General features: G+C 57.3%; 18 protein-coding genes and 3 tRNA genes. 9 read left to right on the top strand and 12 right to left on the bottom strand.

The window, feature by feature from the left end; translation table 11 throughout:
• Positions 1-249: 249 nt before the first annotated feature.
• On the bottom strand, positions 250-1,032 hold the full coding sequence (locus HD598_RS03710) for an SDR family oxidoreductase (RefSeq protein ID WP_183663907.1): 783 nt from the start codon (positions 1,030-1,032) through the stop codon (positions 250-252).
• A 63-nt stretch (positions 1,033-1,095) separates the two neighbouring features.
• On the opposite strand from HD598_RS03710, the gene valS reads away from it, so the two are divergent.
• Positions 1,096-3,720, top strand: a complete 2,625-nt coding sequence (valS, locus tag HD598_RS03715) for a valine--tRNA ligase (protein ID WP_183663909.1) — start codon at positions 1,096-1,098, stop codon at positions 3,718-3,720.
• 149 nt (positions 3,721-3,869) lie between these two features.
• Here valS and HD598_RS03720 read toward each other — a convergent pair whose 3' ends face one another.
• The 6 genes from HD598_RS03720 to HD598_RS03745 all read right to left on the bottom strand — a co-directional run bounded on the left by HD598_RS03720 (position 3,870) and on the right by HD598_RS03745 (position 9,214).
• Positions 3,870-4,499 carry a mycothiol-dependent nitroreductase Rv2466c family protein gene (locus HD598_RS03720; protein ID WP_071893476.1) on the bottom strand — a complete coding sequence of 210 codons (630 nt, stop codon included), beginning with the start codon at positions 4,497-4,499 and terminating at the stop codon, positions 3,870-3,872.
• Positions 4,500-4,608: 109 nt separating this feature from the next.
• A complete protein-coding gene (clpX, locus tag HD598_RS03725; protein WP_183663911.1) occupies positions 4,609-5,901 on the bottom strand; it encodes an ATP-dependent Clp protease ATP-binding subunit ClpX in 1,293 nt (430 codons plus the stop codon).
• Between the two features lie 177 nt (positions 5,902-6,078).
• Positions 6,079-6,750 carry an ATP-dependent Clp protease proteolytic subunit gene (locus HD598_RS03730; RefSeq protein ID WP_183663913.1) on the bottom strand — a complete coding sequence of 224 codons (672 nt, stop codon included), beginning with the start codon at positions 6,748-6,750 and terminating at the stop codon, positions 6,079-6,081.
• 28 nt (positions 6,751-6,778) lie between these two features.
• Complete coding sequence (locus tag HD598_RS03735) at positions 6,779-7,369, bottom strand: ATP-dependent Clp protease proteolytic subunit (protein ID WP_071895113.1); 591 nt, start codon at positions 7,367-7,369, stop codon at positions 6,779-6,781.
• A gap of 271 nt (positions 7,370-7,640) precedes the next feature.
• Positions 7,641-9,035, bottom strand: coding sequence for a trigger factor (tig, locus tag HD598_RS03740; protein ID WP_183663915.1), 1,395 nt, complete (start codon positions 9,033-9,035; stop codon positions 7,641-7,643).
• A gap of 104 nt (positions 9,036-9,139) precedes the next feature.
• Positions 9,140-9,214: transfer RNA gene (locus HD598_RS03745), tRNA-Pro, on the bottom strand.
• Between the two features lie 140 nt (positions 9,215-9,354).
• Between HD598_RS03745 and HD598_RS03750 the strand changes: the two genes are divergently transcribed.
• Positions 9,355-9,428: transfer RNA gene (locus HD598_RS03750), tRNA-Gly, on the top strand.
• A gap of 246 nt (positions 9,429-9,674) precedes the next feature.
• Here HD598_RS03750 and HD598_RS03755 read toward each other — a convergent pair.
• Entirely contained in the window at positions 9,675-10,148 is a 474-nt protein-coding gene (locus HD598_RS03755) for a ribose-5-phosphate isomerase (RefSeq protein ID WP_183663917.1), read from the bottom strand.
• 138 nt (positions 10,149-10,286) lie between these two features.
• Between HD598_RS03755 and pepN the strand changes: the two genes are divergently transcribed.
• From pepN to HD598_RS03775, 4 genes are all read left to right on the top strand, one after another.
• Positions 10,287-12,833, top strand: coding sequence for an aminopeptidase N (pepN, locus tag HD598_RS03760; RefSeq protein ID WP_183663919.1), 2,547 nt, complete (start codon positions 10,287-10,289; stop codon positions 12,831-12,833).
• Between the two features lie 270 nt (positions 12,834-13,103).
• On the top strand, positions 13,104-13,577 hold the full coding sequence (locus HD598_RS03765) for an OsmC family protein (protein WP_183663921.1): 474 nt from the start codon (positions 13,104-13,106) through the stop codon (positions 13,575-13,577).
• Positions 13,574-14,305 carry a DNA alkylation repair protein gene (locus tag HD598_RS03770; RefSeq protein ID WP_183663923.1) on the top strand — a complete coding sequence of 244 codons (732 nt, stop codon included), beginning with the start codon at positions 13,574-13,576 and terminating at the stop codon, positions 14,303-14,305. The genes HD598_RS03765 and HD598_RS03770 overlap by 4 nt, the downstream gene beginning before the upstream one ends.
• A 49-nt stretch (positions 14,306-14,354) precedes the next feature.
• On the top strand, positions 14,355-14,798 hold the full coding sequence (locus HD598_RS03775) for a globin (protein WP_260170640.1): 444 nt from the start codon (positions 14,355-14,357) through the stop codon (positions 14,796-14,798).
• Positions 14,799-14,871: 73 nt separating this feature from the next.
• Here HD598_RS03775 and HD598_RS03780 read toward each other — a convergent pair whose 3' ends face one another.
• Both HD598_RS03780 and HD598_RS03785 read right to left on the bottom strand, forming a co-directional pair.
• Positions 14,872-16,101 (bottom strand): endonuclease/exonuclease/phosphatase family protein, encoded by a 1,230-nt coding sequence (locus HD598_RS03780; RefSeq protein ID WP_183663927.1) that lies wholly within the window; start codon positions 16,099-16,101, stop codon positions 14,872-14,874.
• A gap of 45 nt (positions 16,102-16,146) precedes the next feature.
• The gene (locus tag HD598_RS03785; protein WP_183663929.1) at positions 16,147-16,896 is read right to left on the bottom strand and encodes a hypothetical protein; all 750 of its coding nucleotides are present in this window, start codon (positions 16,894-16,896) and stop codon (positions 16,147-16,149) included.
• A 133-nt stretch (positions 16,897-17,029) separates the two neighbouring features.
• Between HD598_RS03785 and HD598_RS03790 the strand changes: the two genes are divergently transcribed.
• A complete protein-coding gene (locus HD598_RS03790) occupies positions 17,030-17,935 on the top strand; it encodes an acyl-CoA thioesterase (protein ID WP_221244589.1) in 906 nt (301 codons plus the stop codon).
• A 177-nt stretch (positions 17,936-18,112) separates the two neighbouring features.
• Here HD598_RS03790 and ettA read toward each other — a convergent pair whose 3' ends face one another.
• Together ettA and ssb are read right to left on the bottom strand one after the other, a co-directional pair.
• Positions 18,113-19,795 (bottom strand): energy-dependent translational throttle protein EttA, encoded by a 1,683-nt coding sequence (gene ettA / locus HD598_RS03795; RefSeq protein WP_071893466.1) that lies wholly within the window; start codon positions 19,793-19,795, stop codon positions 18,113-18,115.
• Between the two features lie 184 nt (positions 19,796-19,979).
• The gene (ssb, locus tag HD598_RS03800; protein WP_183663933.1) at positions 19,980-20,591 is read right to left on the bottom strand and encodes a single-stranded DNA-binding protein; all 612 of its coding nucleotides are present in this window, start codon (positions 20,589-20,591) and stop codon (positions 19,980-19,982) included.
• A 171-nt stretch (positions 20,592-20,762) separates the two neighbouring features.
• Here ssb and HD598_RS03805 point away from each other — a divergent pair.
• Positions 20,763-20,839, top strand: a tRNA-Arg gene (locus tag HD598_RS03805).
• Positions 20,840-20,914: 75 nt separating this feature from the next.
• On the top strand, positions 20,915-22,306 hold the full coding sequence (locus tag HD598_RS03810) for an MFS transporter (RefSeq protein WP_183663935.1): 1,392 nt from the start codon (positions 20,915-20,917) through the stop codon (positions 22,304-22,306).
• Positions 22,307-22,326: the final 20 nt, after the last annotated feature.

Genomic DNA, 22,326 nt, shown 5'->3' on the forward strand with positions numbered 1-22,326 from the left:
GTCAGTCCTGGCATCGGCGACCCGGTGAGGGTCTTTACTTCGATGCGGGGACGACGTCCTTCTACATGGGCAGAAGGGTCGCGGTACCACCCCGCTTGCGCCGAATCCCTTTTTAGAGGACGACGACGCCGCTTGATTACCGCTATAACGGACGGTTCCGTTCGGGTCTAGTAAGAACCGTTGCCGGCTCCGTTCTTCCGAATGCTCGCCGGTGATGGCCGGGTCAACGCAAGTACCACCATAATACCGCTAGTTCTTGCGGATCACCTTATGCACCGCCGCTTGAGCTACGGGGCGAACTACGATCTCATCCAAGTTCACGTGGTGTGGCGCATTCACGGCGTAGGAGACGATGTCCGCGATGTCCTCGGCGAGCAGCGGCTTCTCCACTCCTTGGTACACATTCTCGGCGGCTTCCTTCGAGCCCAACCGCACCAGCGAGAACTCTTCCGTGTACACCATGCCCGGCAGAACTTCGATCACGCGGACGTTGTTCTCCGCTTCTTCGAGGCGGAGTGCGTGGGTCATGGCGCGCTCTGCGGACTTCGCTGCGTTGTAGCCGCCACCGCCTTCGTAGGACACAAGGGCCGCCATGCTGGTCATGTTCAGGACGGTGCCTTCGCCTTGTTCTCTCAGCATGGGCAAAAACGCACGGGTGACCTTCATGGTGCCCAGGACGTTGATGGCGTACATGCGCTCCCAATCTTCGTCCTTGGCGTTGCCGATGGTATCGACGCCTAGGGCGCCACCGGCGATGTTGATGACGGTGTCCACGCCGCCTTGCTCCGTCACGGTCTTCAGGAGGCGATCGATGTCTTCCTGAACCGTCACGTCACCCACGACGGCAACTGCGCCGGCGGCTTCGGCCACGCTGGTGAGCTTGTCTTCACGACGAGCGAAAGCAAAGACCTTCCATCCCTTGTCTGCCAGCGCGGCAACGGTGGCTGCGCCGATTCCGGAGCTCGCGCCGGTGACGACGGCGGCGCGCTGGGTGGGGGTGTTTTCGATTTCGGAATTCGTGTTCTGGCTCATACTGTCAGCCTACCGGGAGAGGCATTTCGAGGAAGCGCATGTGAACGTGAAAGAATAGCTGGCATGTCCTCTGATATCTCGGGCACAGACACGCCCAATTCCGTTTCCGTTCCAGACAAACCAGCTCTTGAAGGACTTGAGGAGGCCTTGACCGCCCGATGGCGTTCAGAGGGCATCTACAAGTTCGATCAGAACACCACGCGCGAGCAGGTGTTCTCCATTGACACTCCCCCGCCGACGGCCTCCGGCTCCCTGCACGTGGGACACATCTTCTCCTACACGCAGACGGACGTTCTTGCGCGCTACCAGCGCATGAACGGTAAGAACGTCTTCTACCCCATGGGTTGGGATGACAACGGCTTGCCTACCGAGCGCCGTGTCCAGAACTTCTACGGCGTGCGGTGCGAACCGTCCAAGCCGTACGATCCCACCTACGAACCCCCAGCTCAGCCCGCCAAGAACCAGCGCGATTGGGACGTCATCTCCCGCCAGAACTTCATTGAGCTGTGCGAGCGCTTGTCCGCCGAGGATGAGAAGGTCTTCGAGCACCTCTTCACCACGCTGGGCTTGTCCGTTGACTGGGACATCACCTACCGCACCATAGACGATCACTCCCGTGCCACCTCGCAGCGCGCCTTCTTGCGCGACTTCCAGGCCGGCAATGCCTACTTGTCCGAAGCCCCGACGCTGTGGGACGTCACGTTCCGCACCGCTGTTGCTCAGGCCGAGCTTGAGGACCGCGAAGTAGCTGGCGCGTACTACCGTTACGCTTTCACCGCCGAAGACGGCGAGAAGGTGTTCATTGAGACCACGCGTCCTGAGCTCTTGGCTGCTTGTGCAGCTCTTGTGGCCAACCCCGACGATGACCGCTACAAGCACCTCTTCGGCAAGACCGTCACCTCTCCCCTGTTTGAGGTTCCAGTCACCGTATACCCACACCCGTTGGCGAAGGCTGACAAGGGTTCCGGTATCGCCATGGTGTGTACCTTCGGTGACCTCACGGACGTGACCTGGTGGCGCGAGCTGCAGTTGCCTACCCGTGCGATCATCGGCCGCGACGGCCGCGTTTCCGCAGACACCCCAGAGTGGATCACCACCGAGGCCGGCCGCGAGGCGTACGCCAACGTTGCTGGAAAGACGGCCTTCTCTGCGAAGGAAGCCGTTGTCTCCATGCTCACCGAGCGTGAACTCTTGGACGGCGAACCAAAGAAGATCATGCACGCCGTGAACTTCTACGAAAAGGGCGACAAGCCCCTCGAAGTTGTCACGTCCCGTCAGTGGTACATCCGCAACGGTGGCCTCGACGAAGCTCGCCGCAACACCATGATTTCGCGCGGTCGCGAAATCGAGTTCCACCCGAGCTTCATGCGCTCCCGCTACGAGAACTGGGTTGCCGGCTTGAACGGTGACTGGCTAGTGTCCCGTCAGCGATTCTTCGGTGTGCCGATTCCGGTCTGGTACGCCCTCGATGAGCAGGGCGAGCCACGCTACGACGCCCCGATTGTTCCGACCGAGGACATGCTTCCGGTTGACCCTGCCGCTCAGCCTGCACCGGGATTCGATGAGTCCCAGCGCGGCGTCCCGAATGGCTTCATGGGTGACCCGGATGTTTTGGATACCTGGGCCACGTCCTCTTTGACTCCGCAGATTGTGGGCAAGTGGGGCGTTGACGAGGATTACTTCTCCAAGGTCTTCCCGTTTGACATGCGCCCTCAGGGCCACGACATCATCCGCACGTGGCTCTTCGCGACTGCCGTCCGTGCCGATTCTTTGCAGAACGCCGCACCGTGGAAGCACGCCGCTATCTCCGGCTGGATCCTTGATCCGGACCGCAAGAAGATGTCCAAGTCCAAGGGCAACGTGGTTGTCCCTAACGAGATCTTGGATGAGTTTGGCTCCGACGCCGTGCGCTACTGGGCAGCTTCTGCCAAGTTGGGTGCGGACACCGCGTACGAAGTCGCTCAGATGAAGATTGGTCGCCGCCTGGCCATCAAGCTTCTGAACGCTTCGAAGTTCGCTTTGAACTTGGGCGCTACCGAGGCAAACATCATCACGGATGACGCCGCAGTGGTCACCAACGCTTTGGACCGTTCGCTGTTGGTTCGCCTTGCTGAGGTGGTCGAGCAGAGCACGCGCGCGTTCGAGCAGTTCGACTACGCTCGTGCTCTCGATATCACTGAATCCTTCTTCTGGTCGTTCACTGATGACTACGTGGAACTCATCAAGGACCGTGCGTACGGTGCCCGCGGCGAGACCGAGCAGGCTAGCGTTCTGGCAACGCTCGCCACCACGCTTGACGCTGTCCTTCGCTTGTTGGCTCCGTTCCAGCCGTTTGCTACCGAAGAGGTCTGGGGTTGGTGGCGTGCAGGTTCCATCCACCGCGCTTCGTGGCCGTCGGCTGCTTCGTTCGCGAACGCCGTCTCTGACGCTGACACTCACGTGTTGACCGACGTCGCTTTGGCATTGGGTGGCCTGCGTAAGGCTAAGTCTGAGGCCAAGGTCAAGCAGCGCACCGAGGTCACCAGCGCTACCGTGAATGCACCGAGCGAACAGATCGAGCGCATCAAGTTGGGTCTGGGCGATCTCCTCGCAGCCGGCAACGCCAAGGAACTGGCCTTCGCCGCTTCGGAGAGCGAACTCAGCATCAGTGACGTTGTGCTTGCTGAGCAGGAAACGCCGACCGCCTAGTCAGTGAGGTGCGGGTGCCGCGTGCACTCGCACCTATAGACGAGTGTTTGAAAAGCTCTTAATAAACGAGTGGCCGCTAACTTTTCGTTAGCGGCCACTCGTTTTTGTTGAATCACGCTCCCCGAAGTTCTGATTCAGCGATGCAATGTTTAGAGCTCAGTGACAGGCGATTCGGTGCGGCTACGCTTGATCTCGAAGAAGTGTGGGAAGGATGCGAGCTTCACGGCGGCGTCGAAGAATTCTCCAGCGTCCTCGCCCTTTGGAACACGGGTAATAACCGGTCCGAAGAAGGCGGTGCCGTTGAAGGCAACAACTGGGGTTCCGACGTCCTGACCTACGCGGCTGATGCCGTCTGCGTGGCTGGCACGAAGAGCCTCATCAACTTCGTCGGTGTGGGCAACGTTAGCGAGTTCTGCCGGGAGTCCAACGATCTCGAGTGCACGGCGTACAACCTCGTCACGGTCTTCCACCTTGTCCTGGTGAATCAGGGTGCCCATGGCGGTGTAGAGCTTTCCGATGACTTCGTCACCGTGCTCCTGAGCGGCCTTGATGATCACGCGAACCGGTCCCCATGCAGTCTTGAGGTGGTTCTTGTAATCCTCGGGAAGCTCATCGCGGCCCTCGTTGAGGACTGCAAGGCTCATGACGTGCCAGTTGGTCTTAACGTTGCGGACCTTTTCCACTTCGAGCATCCAGCGGGACGTTGCCCAGGCGTAGGGGCAGGTGGGGTCAAACCAAAAATCGACGACTGATTGCTCTGCAGAAACGGTTTCAGACACAGGTCTCTCCTCTGAGGTAGGCGAAAAACTCGCAGGGTGCTCGTCCGCAGATTTGACCAGCTGAGCCAGCCTTCTGCGAGACAATGCTCTCTCGGCGTACAGCTATGGGTTAGGCCGATTTATTCCGGCGCTTGTTGGCTACTTCGTGTGAAATCAAGGTGGGTTCCGCCTTGTCGATGACGATGTTGCGGTCGATAAGTACCTCGGCGACATCGGTTCGCCCCGGAAGATCGAACATGATCCGTCCCAAGGTCTCTTCCAGAATGGCGCGCAGTCCGCGGGCACCAGTTCCACGTTCCAAAGCGAGGTCCGCGATGGCGTCCAGCGCATCTTCGGTGAACGTCAAGGAGGCCCCGTCAAGCATGAACATCTTCTGGTACTGCTTGATGAGTGCGTTGCGTGGCGCGGTCAGAATCTGAATCAAGGCTGGCTTGTCCAGGTTTTCCACGGTGGTGATGATCGGCAGACGGCCAATGAATTCAGGAATGAGGCCGAACTTGAGCAAATCTTCTGGGCGAACATCAGAGAAGGAACCAGCCTCTTGGGACAAGCTCTTCAACGGGGCGCCAAAACCAATTCCCTTGCGGCCAGCGCGGGATCCAATGATGTCTTCAAGTCCAGCAAATGCTCCGGCAACAATGAAGAGCACGTTAGTGGTGTCAATTTGCAAGAACTCTTGGTGTGGATGCTTGCGACCGCCTTGAGGAGGAACAGAGGCAACCGTTCCTTCGAGGATCTTCAACAGCGCCTGCTGAACGCCTTCGCCGGAAACGTCACGGGTGATGGATGGGTTCTCAGATTTGCGAGAGATCTTGTCAATCTCGTCAATGTAAATGATGCCCTGTTCGGCGCGCTTGACGTCATAGTCTGCGGCTTGAATGAGCTTCAAGAGAATGTTCTCAACGTCTTCGCCAACATAGCCGGCTTCGGTGAGGGACGTAGCGTCAGCCACCGCGAACGGAACGTTCAATCGCTTGGCGAGCGTCTGCGCTAGGTAGGTCTTACCGCAACCGGTAGGGCCGATCAGCAGGATGTTGGATTTGGAGACCTCAACCTCGTCGAGCGGGTTGGGTTCTACTCCGAGCTGGCTTGCCTTGGAGCTGTTGAGCGACTGGATGCGCTTGTAGTGGTTGTACACGGCAACGGCCAGTGCACGCTTGGCGCCTTCTTGGCCCACCACGAACTCTTGCAGGAAGTCGAAGATTTCCTTGGGGTACGGGAGCTGCATCTCCCCCTGCTCGGTGACTTCGCCGAGTTCCTCTTCAATAATCTCGTTGCACAGCTCAATGCATTCTGTGCAGATGTAAACACCTGGACCGGCGATCAATTTGCGAACGAGTTTTTGGCTCTTGCCGCAGAAGGAACACTTGAGCAGTTCTGAGCTTTCACCCATACGTGCCATATGCGGTTCAACCTCCAAAGAAAGGTGCGGGAAAAATCACACGAGCTTTTTGCCCGCCGAAACTAACTTCAACTCTAGTTCAGTACCGGGACACTTAGATGAACGACTTGGGGCGTGCCTGCAAAAGACACGCCCCAAGGAGCAATAACCTTCACCCGTGGGTGAATTGGAGTAACACTAGCGAGCAATAGCCTGTGGCTTGATCTTGCGTGGGGCCAAGACTTCGTCAATAAGACCGTAGTTCTTGGCACCCTCAGCCGTCATGAACAGATCTCGCTCAATATCTACAGCAACGTCTTCCGGCGCACGGTTGCTGTGCCCTGCCAACGTGTGCTCGAGCCATGAACGCATGCGCATAACTTCTTCGGCCTGAATCTGAAGATCCGTTGCCGTGCCACGTTCGCCGCCACCCATCGAAGGCTGGTGAATCAGAACGCGTGCGTTAGGAAGCGCCAAACGCTTACCTGGAGCGCCGGCTGCCAACAACACTGCTGCTGCAGAAGCGGCCTGGCCCAAGCAAACGGTCTGAATCTCGGGACGCACAAACTGCATGGTGTCGTAAATCGCCGTCATAGCGGTGAACGAACCACCTGGAGAGTTGATGTACAGCGTGATGTCGCGCTCTGGGTCCATGGATTCAAGAACCAAAAGCTGCGCCATAACGTCATCCGCGGAGGCGTCGTCTACCTGGTTGCCCAAGAAGATAATGCGATCCTCGAACAACTTTGCGTAAGGATCCTGACGCTTGAAACCGTACGGCGTGCGCTCTTCAAACTGTGGAAGAACGTAACGGGCGGACGGCATGTTCGAAGCACCCGAGGTGCTGAAGTCTGATGGATTGAAGTTCATTCCTACTCCTAATAAGCCTGTGCCGCTATTACTTAACGCCGCCGCCGCCGGAAACGGTGGCTGAGTGGGTAGCGATGTGATCGAAGAAGCCGTATTCGAGTCCTTCCTCAGCGGTGAACCACTTGTCACGATCGTTATCCTTCAGGATGCGCTCGAGTGGCTGACCGGTCTGCTCTGCAGTGAGCTCAGACATGACCTTCTTCATGTGAAGAATCAGTTCTGCCTGGATACGAATATCAGATGCCGTACCGCCGATGCCGCCGGAGGGCTGGTGCATGAGGATACGTGCGTTTGGCGTTGCGTAACGCTTGCCCTTGGTGCCGGAGGACAACAAGAACTGGCCCATGGATGCTGCCAAACCGGTAGCAACAGTCACTACGTCGTTCGGGATGAACTTCATGGTGTCGTAGATGGCCATGCCTGCCGTGATGGATCCGCCAGGAGAGTTGATGTAGAGGTAGATGTCCTTTTCAGGATCCTCTGCAGACAACAACAAGAGCTGCGAGCAAATAGCGTTTGCGTTTTCATCAGCTACCTCGGAGCCCAGCCAAATGATGCGCTCCTTGAGTAGCCGGTTGTAAATGTAATCCTCGCGCGCGGCCGGATCGACCGACGCCATCGAGGGACGGGATTCCGTAGACATATCCGAGTACCTCTTCCATCGTGTCCGCAGAACACTTGTTGCGGACTATTTGATTGCCTTTGACATTACTCATTTACGGCGCTGATCGGGGGCTTTCGCGCCTACTGTTCGCTGTTGGCGCATACCCCGGCAGGCTCTTCCGCTGAGGGTGAATTTCACGCAAATAGAACGACGCCGCAGCTCGCTTTCGCGGGCCACGGCGTCGGAAGTGCCACTCATTCAAGCGGCGATAATTTCAGGGGATGGACTAGGCCTTAGCCTCGGTCTCTTCTTCGGTTGCTTCGCCTTCTGCAGCGTCCTCAGAAACTGCAGCTGCGTCGTCGTCAACTTCCTCAAGCTCGCCACCGGGGCGAACGAAGGAAGAAAGGTCAACTTCGTTGCCCTCGGAGTCCTTGACGGCTGCAAGCTCAAGCACGTGGGCAAGAGCCTTACGACGGCGAACTTCGCCAACCATCATGGAAACCTGACCCTGCTGGTCAAGCATCTGGGCGAACTGGTTTGGATCCAGGCCGTACTGCTGCGACGCCTGAACGATGTATTCGATGAGCTCAGCCTGCTCAACACCGATTTCTTCCTTGTCAGCAATAGCGTCAAGGATGATCTCGTTGCGGAACGCACGCTCGGTGTTCTCGCGAACCTCGGCGCGGTGCTCCGGGGTGTCGTGATCGTCTTCCTGATCGTGGCTGTGGTCGCCGTGATCACCGAAGTGAGAAGCAACCTGCTGCTCAATAACGGATTCAGGAACAGGAACCTCAACGAGCTCTACGAGGCGGTCCATGACCCTGTCGCGAGCCTGAACGCCCTGCTCGGTCACCTTGGACTCGTTGGCAACGCGCTTGAGGTCTTCCATGAGTTCATCCATGGTGTCGAACTCAGAAGCAAGCTGAGCGAAGTCATCGTTAGCCTCAGGAAGCTCGCGCTCCTTGACTGCGGTGACCTTCACCTTGACGGTGGCGTCCTTGCCGGCGTGCTCGCCACCCACCAAAGCGGTGGTGAAGGTTGCATCTTCGTCAGCGGACAAGCCGATGACTGCCTCATCGAGGCCGTCAAGCATGGTTCCGGAGCCAACCAAGTAAGAAAGGCCGGTTGCGGAGTCAACTTCTTCGTCTTCTACAGAAGCTGCGAGGTCAATGGTGATGTAGTCGCCATCAACGGTGGGGCGCTCAACAGCCTTCAAGGTGCCGAAACGGCCGCGCAATTCATCGAGCTGGGTCTGAACGTCATCGTCAGAGGTTTCTGCGGCATCAACTTCGATGTCGAGGCCCTTGTAGTCAGGAAGTTCAATGGTGGGGCGAACGTCGAGTTCAGCGTGGAACTTGAGCGAGCCTTCGTTCTTCTCTGGGTCCGGAAGTTCAGAGATTTCAACCTCTGGGCGGGACAAAGGAAAGAGTTCGTTCTCAACAACAGCCTGCTGGAAGTAACCGTTGAGGCCTTCGTTGATGGCGGTCTCGATAACGTATCCGCGGCCTACGCGCTGATCGATCAAGCGGGAAGGAACCTTGCCCTTACGGAAACCAGGAACCTGAATCTGCGTGGCGATCGACTTGTACGCCTTGTCGATTTCCGGCTTGAGTTCTTCGAGTGGAACCTCAACCTCGAGCTTGACGCGGGTGGGGTTGAGTTTTTCAACGGCGCTCTTCACGGCGTAGTACTCCTGAGATTGGGATAGTTGATAACTACACGACCAAACATGAACACCGCCCGGACCACATCGTTTGAAGGGTCCGAGCGGTGTCTTGTTCAGAGTCGGGGTGACAGGATTCGAACCTGCGGCCTCACGCTCCCAAAGCGCGCGCTCTAGCCAAGCTGAGCTACACCCCGTTTTGGTGCGAGAAATAGTCTACGCAGACTTTCCGGAAAAAAGAAATCGGGCATGTCTTGGTGCGTCGCCGGAATCTCGATTTGCTGGCGACGCTAAAGCCCTGCTAATCTTTCTAAGTCCTTCCGGAACACTCCGGAATGGGGACGTAGCTTAATGGTAAAGCCTCAGTCTTCCAAACTGATTACGCGGGTTCGATTCCCGTCGTCCCCTCCAAGTATTTGTTGAAAAACTGCATAAATCAAGAAAAAGCGGCCTAGAGTCGCTTTTTTCGTTTAACCCCGCCACGTCAGAACAATTTCCGCGATGATTCAACAAACCCAATAAATGTTAAGAACTGGCGTAACAATACTTTTGCCCCAGAACCGGAAAGTGCTTCAGCTCGCATAAAACCCTGAGGAAATTCCGGAAAAGAAAAGGGCCGCTGCTCTTTTGCAGCGACCCTCCCCCTAAAACGCGTGGCTACTCAACAACTTCGCCAGTCATTTCGTACGTTGCAATCTTTCCAATACGGCGAACGTGACGCTCGTCTCCGGAAAATGGCTCTGCAATGAAGGCTTCAATCAACGAAGTAGCTTCTTCAATGCTGTGCTGACGACCGCCCACGGCAACAACGTTGGCGTCATTGTGTTGGCGAGCAAGCTTGGCGGTGTCTTCATTCCACACCAGTGCGGCACGAATACCCTTGACCTTATTGGCGGCGATCTGCTCACCATTGCCTGATCCACCCAGGACAATTCCAAGCGCCTGAACGCCTTGCGCCTGATCTGCGGCGACAGCCAGCGCTGCATTGATGCAGAAACTTGGGTAGTCATCGAGTGGGTCGTAGGTCTGTGGACCGTGATCGGTTACTTCGTGGCCCAATTCAGTCAAGTGCTTAATAAGGTGGTGGCTCAGGTCCAGTCCGGCATGATCCGTGGCAATGTGGATACGCATAGAGATCCTTTTCGAAGGTTCCAACTTTTTCTCAACCCTACCTTTTGAGGCTCTTGTGTTTCTTGCCGTGCATTCCAGCGTGACGAGTGACACAATATTTAAATCTCAAAGAATTCTTTCATTTCGAAAGGTGGCAACGTGCCAGGACTCAATCTCACACGCGAGGAAGCTCGCGAGCGTGCAGAACTTATTTCCGTTGACAGCTACACCGTTGACCTAGACCTCACCCATGGCGATCGAGTTTTCGGCTCCAACACCACCATCCGATTCACGGCAACCGCCGGATCATCCACTTTTATTGACGCCGTGACGGATCAGGTGCACCGCATCTCCATCAATGGCACGGAGATCGATCCTTCCGTTCACTCTGACGGCGTGCGTATTCAATTGCCTGATTTGGCTGAAAACAACGAAGTCGTCATTGAAGCAGACGCGCTCTACACAAACACCGGCGAAGGGTTGCACCGCTTCGTTGACCCTGTGGACCACGAGGTATACCTCTATACACAGTTCGAGGTCCCCGATTCACGCCGTATGTTCGCCGTGTTCGAGCAGCCAGATCTCAAAGCCACGTTCCAGTTCACCGTGAAAGCTCCCGGTCACTGGGATGTCATCTCCAACCAGACCACGCCTACCGCAACTGATGCGGAAGACGGCGCTAAGGTCTGGGCTTTTGCCCCCACGCCACGTCTCGCGTCCTATGTCACCGCGTTGATCGCCGGCCCGTACCAGAGCATTCGTTCTGAGCTCACGAGCTCAGATGGACGAGTGATCCCACTGGGTGTCTTCGCGCGCAAGTCCCTGATGGAGTTCGTGGATGCGGACAATATCTTCACGATCACGCGCCAGGGTTTCGAGTTCTTTGAGAAGCAGTTCGGTACGCCGTACCCCTTTGAGAAGTATGACCAGCTCTTTGTTCCGGAGTTCAACGCCGGCGCCATGGAAAATGCTGGTGCAGTCACGTTCCTCGAAAGCTACGTTTTCCGTTCCAAGGTGCCCGATGCTCTCGTTGAGCGCCGCGCGATCACGGTTCTCCACGAGTTGGCCCACATGTGGTTCGGTGACCTTGTCACCATGAAGTGGTGGAACGATCTCTGGCTCAACGAGTCCTTTGCGGAATTCATGTCCACCTTGGCTGCCGCTGAGGCCACCGAGTTCACTCACTCGTGGACTACGTTCTCCTCGCTCGAGAAGTCGTGGGCTTACGCTCAGGATCAGTTGCCTTCCACGCACCCTATTGTGGCGCCCATCAAGGATCTGGAAGATGTTCAGGTGAACTTCGATGGCATCACCTACGCGAAGGGCGCTTCCGTCCTCCGCCAGTTGGTGGCTTGGGTTGGCCAAGAAGAATTTATGGCTGGCGTCCGTTCCTACTTCGCTAAGCACGCATGGAAGAACACCGAGCTCAATGATTTGTTGAGCGAACTTGAGGTTTCCTCCGGTCGCGATCTCTCCAACTGGGGCGCGCTGTGGCTGGAAACTGCGGGCGTGAACAAGTTGGAGCCGGAGATTGAAGAGGATGAGAACGGCAAGATTTCGTCCTTCACTATCCGTCAGTCCGCGCCAGTCAATTACCTCACGCTGCGTCCACACCGTTTGGCTGTTGGAACTTACGATCTGAACGAGTCCGGAAAGCTCGAGCGCACGCACCGCGTGGAGCTCGATGTGGATGGCGAAGACACCGAGGTTCCGGAATTGGCCGGAATCGATCGCCCAGATTTGATTCTCATCAACGACGACGATCTTGCCTACGCAAAGATCCGACTCGATGAGAAGTCTCTCGCGTTCGCTATCGATCACCTCAAGGACTTCGAGTCCTCACTCCCCCGCACACTCATTTGGGGTGCTGCATGGGATGCCGCTCGCGATGCCGAAACGCCTGCACGTCAGTACGCAGAATTGGTCCTGAACAATATTGGCCACGAGACCGACTCCACTGTGGTGATGGTTCTGTTGCGTCAGCTCAGCACCATTATTGATTCCTTTGTGTCCGACGACGCTCGCACCGGTTTGTCTGAACGCGCTGCGGATCGCTTGTGGGAACTTTCGCAGCAGGCACAGCCCGGCTCGGATGCTCAGTTGCAGTTCGTGAAGGCGTTCGCGTTGCGTTCGCGTTCGAGCGCTCAGCTGGACACGGTCGAGGCGCTTTTGAACGGTGAAACGTCTCTCGATGGTCTTGCACTGGACGTGGACATGAAGTGGGCTCTGTTGACCGCGCTTGTTGCCGGCGGCCGCAAGGGACAAAGTGACATTGACGCTATGTTGGCCACCGATGACACGGCTAACGGTGATCTCTCCGCCCACACTGCGCGCGCTGCAATCCCGACGCTCGAAGCTAAGCGGGACATGTTTGAGAAGATCCGTTCCGGTTCGGAGCTCTCCAACGCTCAGTCTCGAGCAGCCATCCAGGGCTTCAACCGCGCTCATGATCCTCAGATTCTGACCGGCTTTGTGGACGACTACTTCGGATCTATCCGCCAGGTGTGGGAGACCAAGTCCTTCGACACGGCAGAACAGATCGTGTTGGGGCTCTTCCCGGTCACGCAGATCTCTCAGTCCACTCTCGAGCGTGCAGACGCTTTCTTGAGTGAATTGGGCGAAGAGATTCCAGCCTTGCGTCGTCTGGTTCTTGAGAGCCGCGACGCGGTCTCACGCGCTTTGACCGCACGAGCAGCAGATCACTAAACCCTGATCAGTAAGAGCTAATCAGCCGAAGTCCCAGCACCACACCCGTTGGTGCTGGGACTTCGCGTTTTAAGGAATAGCTTCCCCCAGCTTGCTACCTACAGCCAGACGCACCCCTAGAAACCCCATGTGCGGCCACTTCGCTACAGCATTTTCGCGTTTTTCTGTCGCAAAACGTTCTCACAGTGGCTGGTTTGCAGAGAATTGGCCTCACACGGAACCCGGTTGCAGAGAAGTGGCCTCGCATGATCCCGCCAGTAGGCTGGAGTCATGTCTCTGAGCGAACACCACTTTGAGTTGACCGTCGAATGGACGGGCAACAACGGCACGGGAACGTCCGGCTATCGCGACTACTCGCGGATCCACGAGATCACCGCTGAGGGTCCCGGTTCTATCAACGGCAGTGCCGCGCGTCCGTTCCGCGGGGACAACGATCGTTGGAATCCAGAGCAGTTACTTTTGGCCGCGCTCACGCAGTGCCACATGCTCTCCTATCTCCACGTCGCCGTACAGAACGCTGTGGTGGTCACTGGTTACACGGACACAGCGACAGCCCAATTGCACGTCAACTCTGATGGAAGCGGCGAAATCACTCACGCGACGTTGCGCCCACGCGTCGAACTCGAAGATGAGTCCCAGCGCGATCTTGCCGATTCGTTGCACGACGCCGCCCGGGACGTCTGCTTCATCGCCCGATCTGTCAATTTCCCGGTTCACCATGAACCAGAATCCCCCACCGCATGACACCGGCAGCATCGGAACTAATCTCAGAACAGTTCTTCCGGCGCGCCACGGAGGAACATCTCGCCGTCGCAGACCCGGCTCGAGCCCTCAAAATGCAGGCATATCTGAAATCTGAGATACCGCATTTCGGTGTGCCGCGTGCGCAGAGTCGGAAGATCAACGTGACTCTGGCGGCAGAGATTTTGAACGCAGACAATCGCAGCGAAGACGCGGCCACGCGACTTGAAACGTCACGATATGCCTGGGATCACTTCACCCACCGAGACCACCGGTATGCGGCTCAAGACATCCTTGATGTGCGCAGCATTCGCGGCAATATCGACGTTCTTCCGTTGCTCACGCACATGGTGGACACGGGTCAGTGGTGGGACCTGATCGATGGGATTCAGCGACAGTACGCGGCGCTCCTGGTCAACCACCGTCAGGAAATAGCTGAACTCCTTCTGACGTGGGCTACCCACGAGAATAAGTGGCGTCGTCGTACTGCCATCATTGCCCAGCTGAACCTGAAAGCGGAGACTGACACAACTCTGCTCACCACGGTGATTGAACGCAACGCGAGCCACCCAGACTTCTTTGTGCGCAAGGCAATCGGGTGGGCGCTCCGCGAATACGCCAAGACGGATGAGCAGTGGGTCAGGGACTTTCTGGGAACGCACTCAGGCGACTTATCGTCACTCTCAATTCGGGAAGCATCAAAGCACCTCCTAAACTCGAAGCATGAATGATGTACCTCTGATTCCTCGTCGTCAGGACCTTGGGCGAAAGCTCACACAGTTGCGAACCACCAATTCTGGAGAGCAACAAAGTGCGTCGAGCGAGGAATATCGCCTCGAGGATTATGCAGGAACGTTTTACTACGCAGTGGGTGGCAAGGAAACTTTCCAGAAGCTCACCGAAATTTTCTACCGCGAAGTAGCCAAGGATCCAGATTTCCGGGCGATGTACCCCGAGGAGGATTTGGGTCCAGCGCAGATGCGCCTCCAGCTTTTCCTAGAACAGTATTGGGGCGGACCCACCACGTACGGTGAGCGTCGCGGTCACCCACGCTTGCGCATGCGGCACCACCCGTTCCCAGTAAATTCGGAGAACCGGGATAAGTGGCTCCGGTTTATGCGCACGGCCCTCGATGAGTTGGCGCTCCCGCAATTGCAGGATGCCACGTTATGGGACTACTTCGAGCGTGCAGCGCATTCGTTGCAGAACACGCCAGATAACTAAAAACCCAAACAAGATCGGCGGCAGAATCCCCCATCAGGGAAACTGCCGCCGCTGTTTTGCGTGCTGAAAAGAACTACTTCTTCAGATCAACCCAGACCAAACGGTGGTCAGAGGTTGGGAACGGGTACACGCCGGTGAGCTCAGAACCTGGCTCTCCTTGCGTTGGCCAGAACACGCCGGCGTCTTCAACAACCAAGTTACGGGAAGGCAAGACGTAGTCGGCGCGAAGGTTGCCCGGTGCTCCATCAGCGAAGTCGGCCGTGTCATAGGCGGGGTCTGCGAGGTGCGTTGCGTTGGCGCCGCCCTGAAGTTCGGCAGCTTCCACGGCACCCTCAGAAGTCGGCAACGGATCCTGGATGCGGTTGTGATCCAAGAGCTGGTCAATGGCAAGATCCAACGAGTCGCCATCGAGTGGGTCAGCGTTCTGGTCGCCCATGATGACAAAGCGCTCTCCAGCCTTCAAGCCGCCGAAGGATCCGTTGTCATCGTAGATGTAGGCGGAGGTCTTCTTGGAGGAAGAAACGTAGTCAGCCCAGAAGCGGATTTCGTCGTGGTTGCGGCGGCCGTTTCGGTCCTCGGCACCGTCAAAGGTGGGAGGCGTCGGGTGGGAAACCAGTGCGTGAACTACCTTGTTATCCACCTGCACGGGAACGTCCCAGTGGCTCTTGCTCGACAACGGCAAGATGGCGCTTTCCTCATCCGTGTACCAGCCTTCTGGCATGGCGTTGTTTGGCATGTCTTCCCAGAGGAAGTTCTGGAACGTGCGGACCTGATCCTCGAGGATCGGATACTTCGAGTACACCACCATGCCGTACTGACCTGGGAAGAGACCGAAGCCGAGGGCATCGTCGCCGCCGCTGACCACGCCGTTGTTGTTCAGGTCGAAGCCGGATGGAATGCCCGTGTTGGACGGAGCCACGTACACGTAAGGGTATTCGGCGATGTCCTGTCCATTCTGGGAGACCTCAAGGTAGTTGGTGCGGAAGAGGTCAGCCGCGCGGTGCTCGGAATCGTAGTCGAATTCGTTGATGAGTAGAACGTCTGGCTGGTTCATCTGGATGACTTCGGCGACGGCCTTAGCCTGAACGTTGTCAGGCGTGGACAAGTCCTGGACCAGCTGACCTTCGAAGTTGCGGTTCAAAGAAGCGTTGTAGGTGGCAACTTTGAGCGTTTCCTGCTGGCTCTTCTCCGAAGCCGTTGCAGCTGCTGGCTTCTCCGCGGGAGCAGAGAACGCCGGGGTTGCCATGAGTGGGACGGACAGTGCGAGTGCGGCCGCTACAGTTGCGGCGAGAGGTGTGCGCATACCGGAAACATACGCTTCATAAGCAACGAGCTGGCGAATTTTTGGTTAACGACGGTAAACAAGCACGTGACCGCGCGAGGTGCTCAGCCGCTGCCATAGTCCGGCCCGCGCGTGACGTACGGGTTCCTCAGGTGATAAGAAGCCAAGGGTTTTCAGGGCCACGGCAGCTCCCAGCGGGATTTCCTTCGTGGTGGAGTCAGAAGCCCAGATTCGTTCACGCACCGTCAGTACGACGGCGCCGCCCGGCGACGCAGGCAGTGCTTCGGCTACCGCTGTGATGGCGGCAGAAGCATCCTGCTCGATCGTCTCGCTAGGGATATCGGCAACGACTTCCCACCCACTGCGGGGCGGAACTCGGCTCGCCCACACTGCGGGTCGCTGGGCAGGAGGTGCCGGAATTAGTACGGTCTTATCCGGTGACTCTTGGGCTCGCGCGGTGCGGTCGGTAATATCACCGATTGCGTACACACCGCTTGAAGGTTTGCCCGGCCGGGTTCCCGTCACTGTCTCCGTCGAAGAACCAGTCAGCGTTCCCGCCAAACCGGAGACACGCATTCCCATGATGAGTAGGGTGTCCTGAGCCGGTTCGCTATCGGTAGCTGCGCCGTCGTTCTTCGAAGTGAGACTTAGTCCCAACTCCCCCACCGTCAACAGCGGCACGTACGTGGCCAGCGCGGACCCCACGTGTTGGAGCAGGACGCCGTCATCGTTGATGGAACGCGCGCGTGCCAAGAACTGGCCCAGGTCGCGCACGGAGTCAAGATCGCTGAAAACCAGATCGGGGAAAGTCACCATTCAATCTTGCCACCGATCTGGGAGTGTCCCGCGCGAAGTGTTTGGTGACACTGAGCACCACCGATAACCTCTAAAGAAAAGTGCAGAGCATCGATGCATGACGTGAGCTTCAAGGAGTAACAAGGTGGCGGATTTGAATCCCACTGAACGGCTGATCGACCTTCTCGACGTTTCCGGGGGTCCGGAAGCGCGCACCGATGAAGATATTTTTGTAGGACACTCCCCTCAAGGACCCAGCCGACGCGTTTTCGGCGGGCAAGTCTTGGGGCAATCCGTGGTTGCTGCGTCTCGCACCGTCGATGAAGAACGGCAAATCCACTCTCTCCACGGCTACTTTTTACGCCCGGGAGACATCGATAAGCCCATCACGTTTGGTGTCCAGCGCTTGCGGGACGGCCGTTCCTTCTCAGCACGCCGCGTTCACGCTTATCAGGATGGCGTTCCCATCTTGTCCATGATCGCCTCTTTCCAGGTTCCGTCCGTGGGTATTGAGCACCAAATGGAGTTCCCTGAAAACATTCCTGCGCCAGAGGACCTTCCGCCAGCAGCCCAGTGGCTCGAGGGCATTGATCATCCGGCCGCGAAAGACTGGAGGGAAAACCGACCATTCGACTTCCGGTATATCGATGAACCGATCTTCTTCAAGCCGGCCGCGGATCCGTTTGCTGGGACCACTGTGTGGATCAAGACGAAGGATCCGTTGCCAGCGGGAACGCCGCAGGCCGTTCACCGTGCGGCTCTGGCCTACGCCTCTGACTACACGCTGCTCGAATCTGTGATGCGTCGCCACAACTTGGTGTGGACCACGCCCGGAATGAGCATTGCATCGCTGGATCACGCGATGTGGTGGCACCGCCCCGTGGCCGTTGACGAGTGGATGCTCTACGTTCAAGAATCGCCGAGCGCTTCCGAGGCCCGAGGCTTGGGCACGGGCCGTATTTTCTCCCGCAACGGTGAGCTCCTTGCCACGGTGGCTCAAGAAGGCATGCTCCGTATTCCGCAGATCTCTGATCTGAGCGAACAAGCCACCGGCGAGTAGTCGCAGTCGAGCTACGCCTGACGCGTGACGGGGCAAGTGTTCTTCGCCCAAAAGCCAAAACAAAAGACCGCAGGGATTCCTCTTTCAAGGATCCTTGCGGTCTTTTATTGTGTCAGCGGCTGTTGTTTCAGAGGCTGTAGTTTCAGCGGTGCTTCAGAGCCCCGATGCGCGTGAAGCTTAGTCGCGAGTGAGGCGACGGTGCGTCACACGGTGCGGCTTGGCCGCATCCGGTCCGAGGCGCTCCACCTTGTTCTTCTCGTAGGACTCGAAGTTACCCTCGAACCAGTACCAGTTGGCTGGCTCTTCTTCGGTGCCTTCGTAAGCCAAGATGTGGGTCACCACTCGGTCCAGGAACCAACGGTCGTGGGAAATGACCACGGCGCAGCCCGGGAATTCCAACAAGGCGTTCTCGAGTGAGGACAGCGTCTCCACGTCGAGGTCGTTAGTTGGTTCGTCAAGGAGCAGAAGGTTTCCACCCTGCTTCAGTGTGAGGGCAAGGTTCAGGCGGTTACGCTCACCACCGGAGAGCACACCAGCGCGCTTCTGCTGATCGGGTCCCTTGAACCCGAACGCGGAAACGTACGCGCGGGACGGCATTTCTACCTGTCCCACCTGGATGTAGTCGAGGCCGTCGGAGACAACTTCCCACAAGGACTTGTTGGGGTCGATGCCGGCACGGTTCTGGTCAACGTAGGAGATCTTGACGGTTTCACCGATGCGCAGGTCGCCGCCGTCGAGAGACTCAAGTCCGACGATGGTCTTGAACAGCGTGGACTTACCCACACCGTTGGGACCAATCACACCGACGATGCCGTTACGTGGTAGCGAGAAGGACAAGCCGTCGATCAGCGTGCGGTCGTCGAAGCCCTTCTGCAAGTTCTTGGCTTCAATGACGAGCGATCCCAAGCGCGGTCCTGGTGGAATCTGAATTTCTTCAAAGTCCAACTTGCGCGTCTTATCAGCTTCGGCCGCCATCTCTTCGTAGCGAGCCAAACGAGCCTTCGACTTGGTCTGGCGTCCCTTGGAGTTGGAGCGAACCCAATCAAGTTCTTCAGAGAGGCGCTTAGCCAGCTTCTGATCCTTCTTGCCCTGGATTTCGAGTCGCTCGCGCTTCTTCTCCAAGTACGTGGAGTAGTTGCCCTCGTACGGGTGGAGCTTTCCGCGGTCAACTTCCGCGATCCATTCGGCGACGTGATCCAAGAAGTAACGGTCGTGGGTCACGGCGAGGACTGCGCCGGGGTAAGACTGCAAGTGCTGCTCGAGCCACAACACGGACTCGGCATCCAAGTGGTTAGTTGGTTCGTCAAGGAGCAACAGGTCTGGCTTCTGCAAGAGCAATTTACAAAGAGCCACACGACGACGTTCACCACCGGAAAGGTTCGTCACCGGGCTGTCGCCTGGTGGGCAGCGAAGGGCATCCATCGCTTGCTCGAGCTGGGAGTCAATATCCCAGGCGTCTGCAGCGTCGATGTCTTCCTGAAGCTTGCCCATTTCTTCGAGCAACGCATCAAAGTCAGCGTCTGGTTGGGTCATCTCTTCGGAGATCTGGTTGTAACGAATGATCTTCTCGTAGATTTCGCCAACGCCTTCTTGAACGTTGCCAAGAACCGTCTTTTCCTCATTCAGAGGAGGCTCCTGCAACAGGATGCCCACGGAGTATCCGGGGCTCAGGCGTGCTTCACCGTTGGATGGGGTGTCCAGACCAGCCATGATCTTGAGGATCGTAGACTTACCGGCACCGTTGGGACCCACAACGCCAATTTTGGCGCCTGGGAAGAACGACATGCTTACGTCGTCAAGGATGACCTTGTCGCCCACAGCTTTGCGGGCCTTGGTCATGGTGTAAATAAATTCGGCCATGCCTTCTAGGCTATCTTCCCAACCGCGCCTACCTGTATTCGGCACCCTGTTGACGCCATTAATGCCACGTCAACTACGGTGCCGAATCAGGTAAGTCTCTCTGGAAGTGATGCGATTGGCCCTCGCTTGAGCAATGCCGCGAACTGCAATGACTACTGCGCAGTTGAGATTCCAGCCGGGAATGTTAGGCGAAAGCCGGTTCGCGATGGCTCTCGGAGGAGTCTTCGTGATCATCATCAACCGAGACGTTCTCCCGGTCTAGCTCCTGGTCCGGCGCAGACGTGAGCTCTCCGGTGCTTGTATCCACCGTGCCTGAGTCAACGGAGTTTGCATCCCCCGAGTTCCCATCAATCGCGTTGGTTGCGGACAAGTTCGTTTCAGACGCGTTAGCTTCGGCTGCTTCGGCGGTGTTCCCCTCGGCGTTGGCGCGACCCTGGTAGGTCTTGTGCAGAACCGTGCTGGTGGCCCACGTGAGATCGTGACCGATAGTCACTGCATCGAGTCCCACGTACGTGCCGATCGAGGAATCTTGGCGCGTGTACGAACGAATCTTGAGCCGTCCCATCACGATGACCTTGTCTCCCTTTTTCAGGCTTGCCACGACATTGCGTGCCAAATCGCGATATGCGCTGACGGAGAACCAGTTGGTCTGACCCTCAACCCATTGGTTCTTTTCTCGATCAAACCAGCGCTCCGTGCAGGCGAGGCGAAAGTCGGTGGTGTCAGTGTCGCTATCGAGCTTCTTGAGCTTGGTATCCGTGGCAACAAAACCGCGGACGGTAATAATCTCGCTCATGGTCTTTCCTTTCTCTGAGGTCACCGCGGATCTTTCGCGGTACGTCCAGTGTCCGGATTGAAAGTCACCCTCACATGATGCAGAACTAAGAATGTGGATAACTCGGCGCTTAATCCGATTGGAAATCACCTGTGGGTGATGACTTAGAATGTACGGGTGCCTTTGGCACTGGCCCCCGTAGCTCAGTTGGATAGAGCGGCAGCCTTCTAAGCTGCGGGTCGCGCGTTCGAGCCGCGCCGGGGGCACCAAAACCTAGTAAGACCTAGCCAAGATTGTTATTATTCGAAAGACCTGAATAAAAACAACAGCTTGGCGGTCTGATCATGGAATCTAAACGCCCTACTCCGCAGCCCGCGGATGAAAGCATTCCGGTCACTACCCGCGCGCTCCCCCACTCTTTCGGTTCGGCCGCTCGCTTTGCCAAACTCCTAGGACATCACCCTCAGCTGATGGTGAATCCCATCCCGCTTCGCTTCCAAGTCCGCGCGATCATCGCCATCTTCACGTTGCTGGGAATCTTGTTTGCCTCGTGGGTTTCACGCCTGCCCGCCATCAAGATTGAACTTGGCGCCAGTACCAGTCAGGTGGGACTCCTCCTCTTTGGTCTCGCGGCAGGAACTATCGGCGGACTCATGATCGCTCGTCGAATCACCCATCGGCTCGGCACCCAACGCAGCCTAGCCTGGTCAATTCTGATCGCCAGTACACTCATCATTCTGCTGGGGCTGGCGACCAGCTGGGGCAACATCCCCTTGGTGTGCATTCTCTTGATCTTCTATGGCGCCAGCCTCAGCTGCACTGACGTCACCATGAATGTCGAAGGTGCTCGCATTGAGCGAGATCTGAATCGCACGTTCCTCCCGCTCCTTCACGCCTTCTATAGTCTGGGAAACGTCGTGGGCGCTGGCATTGGATGGTTTGTGGGCGTCCAAGGCATCGGCGTCTTCGCGCACTTCGTCATCATTGCCCTCATCGCAATCGTCATCATCGTTTTTGCCGTTCCCGACCTTGGCTCCCCCACCGCCGAATCGTCACCTTCAACAGTGGCGAAAGCTCCGGCCCAAACGTCCGAATCGAGAACCGAACACGCGACCACGATCCCTGCCGGACATAAAACGCAGTTACGTCGTGATTACTCCCTCTGGATGATCGCACTGCTGGTCATGTTCACGGCTTTCTCAGAGGGAGCCGGAAATGACTGGATCGCCCTCGCAGCCTTCGAAGGTCATGCGCTAGAGCAAGCGAATTCCTCTCTGATTTACGCCACCTTCGTGGGCGCCATGATGGTGGGTCGCCTCGCCGGCGGTCCGCTCGTGGACCTCTTTGGACGTGCCATGGCCCTGTACGGATTAACCGCAGTGGGAATCGCTGGCATTGCCTTGTTCATCCTCGCCACCGAAGACGTGTACATCTACGTGGGTGCCGGGCTGTGGGGACTTGGCGTTTCACTTGGTTTCCCCTTAGGAATCTCCGCGGCTGCTAATCACCCGACGGATTCAGCGCAGCGCGTCAGCATGGTTTCCGTCTTTGGATACGCGGCCATGCTCAGTGGCCCGCCGCTGATCGGCTTTGTGGGACACGATTTCGGTCTGCTGGGTGCGCTCTGGAGCGCTGCCGGCGCCCTGCTGGTGGCCTTGGCCTTCATCAGTTCAGTGAAAGAACGACGACGTATCCGCGAAGAAGTGACGGTTCCTTCCGCATCCGAAAGCGACTGACCTCAACGGTTAGTTCCCCA

This window comes from Neomicrococcus aestuarii (assembly GCF_014201135.1).
GTDB classification, from domain to species: domain Bacteria; phylum Actinomycetota; class Actinomycetes; order Actinomycetales; family Micrococcaceae; genus Neomicrococcus; species Neomicrococcus aestuarii.

What these genes read in the sequence shown, in the direction of transcription:
- HD598_RS03710 (WP_183663907.1), bottom strand. Translation starts at nt 1,032, where the DNA reads ATGAGCCAGAACACGAATTCCGAAATCGAAAACACCCCCACCCAGCGC.
- valS (WP_183663909.1), top strand. Translation starts at nt 1,096, where the DNA reads ATGTCCTCTGATATCTCGGGCACAGACACGCCCAATTCCGTTTCCGTT.
- clpX (WP_183663911.1), bottom strand. Translation starts at nt 5,901, where the DNA reads ATGGCACGTATGGGTGAAAGCTCAGAACTGCTCAAGTGTTCCTTCTGC.
- HD598_RS03730 (WP_183663913.1), bottom strand. Translation starts at nt 6,750, where the DNA reads ATGAACTTCAATCCATCAGACTTCAGCACCTCGGGTGCTTCGAACATG.
- HD598_RS03735 (WP_071895113.1), bottom strand. Translation starts at nt 7,369, where the DNA reads ATGGCGTCGGTCGATCCGGCCGCGCGCGAGGATTACATTTACAACCGG.
- HD598_RS03755 (WP_183663917.1), bottom strand. Translation starts at nt 10,148, where the DNA reads ATGCGTATCCACATTGCCACGGATCATGCCGGACTGGACCTGAGCCAC.
- HD598_RS03765 (WP_183663921.1), top strand. Translation starts at nt 13,104, where the DNA reads ATGTCTCTGAGCGAACACCACTTTGAGTTGACCGTCGAATGGACGGGC.
- HD598_RS03770 (WP_183663923.1), top strand. Translation starts at nt 13,574, where the DNA reads ATGACACCGGCAGCATCGGAACTAATCTCAGAACAGTTCTTCCGGCGC.
- HD598_RS03780 (WP_183663927.1), bottom strand. Translation starts at nt 16,101, where the DNA reads ATGCGCACACCTCTCGCCGCAACTGTAGCGGCCGCACTCGCACTGTCC.
- HD598_RS03785 (WP_183663929.1), bottom strand. Translation starts at nt 16,896, where the DNA reads ATGGTGACTTTCCCCGATCTGGTTTTCAGCGATCTTGACTCCGTGCGC.
- ettA (WP_071893466.1), bottom strand. Translation starts at nt 19,795, where the DNA reads ATGGCCGAATTTATTTACACCATGACCAAGGCCCGCAAAGCTGTGGGC.
- ssb (WP_183663933.1), bottom strand. Translation starts at nt 20,591, where the DNA reads ATGAGCGAGATTATTACCGTCCGCGGTTTTGTTGCCACGGATACCAAG.
- HD598_RS03810 (WP_183663935.1), top strand. Translation starts at nt 20,915, where the DNA reads ATGGAATCTAAACGCCCTACTCCGCAGCCCGCGGATGAAAGCATTCCG.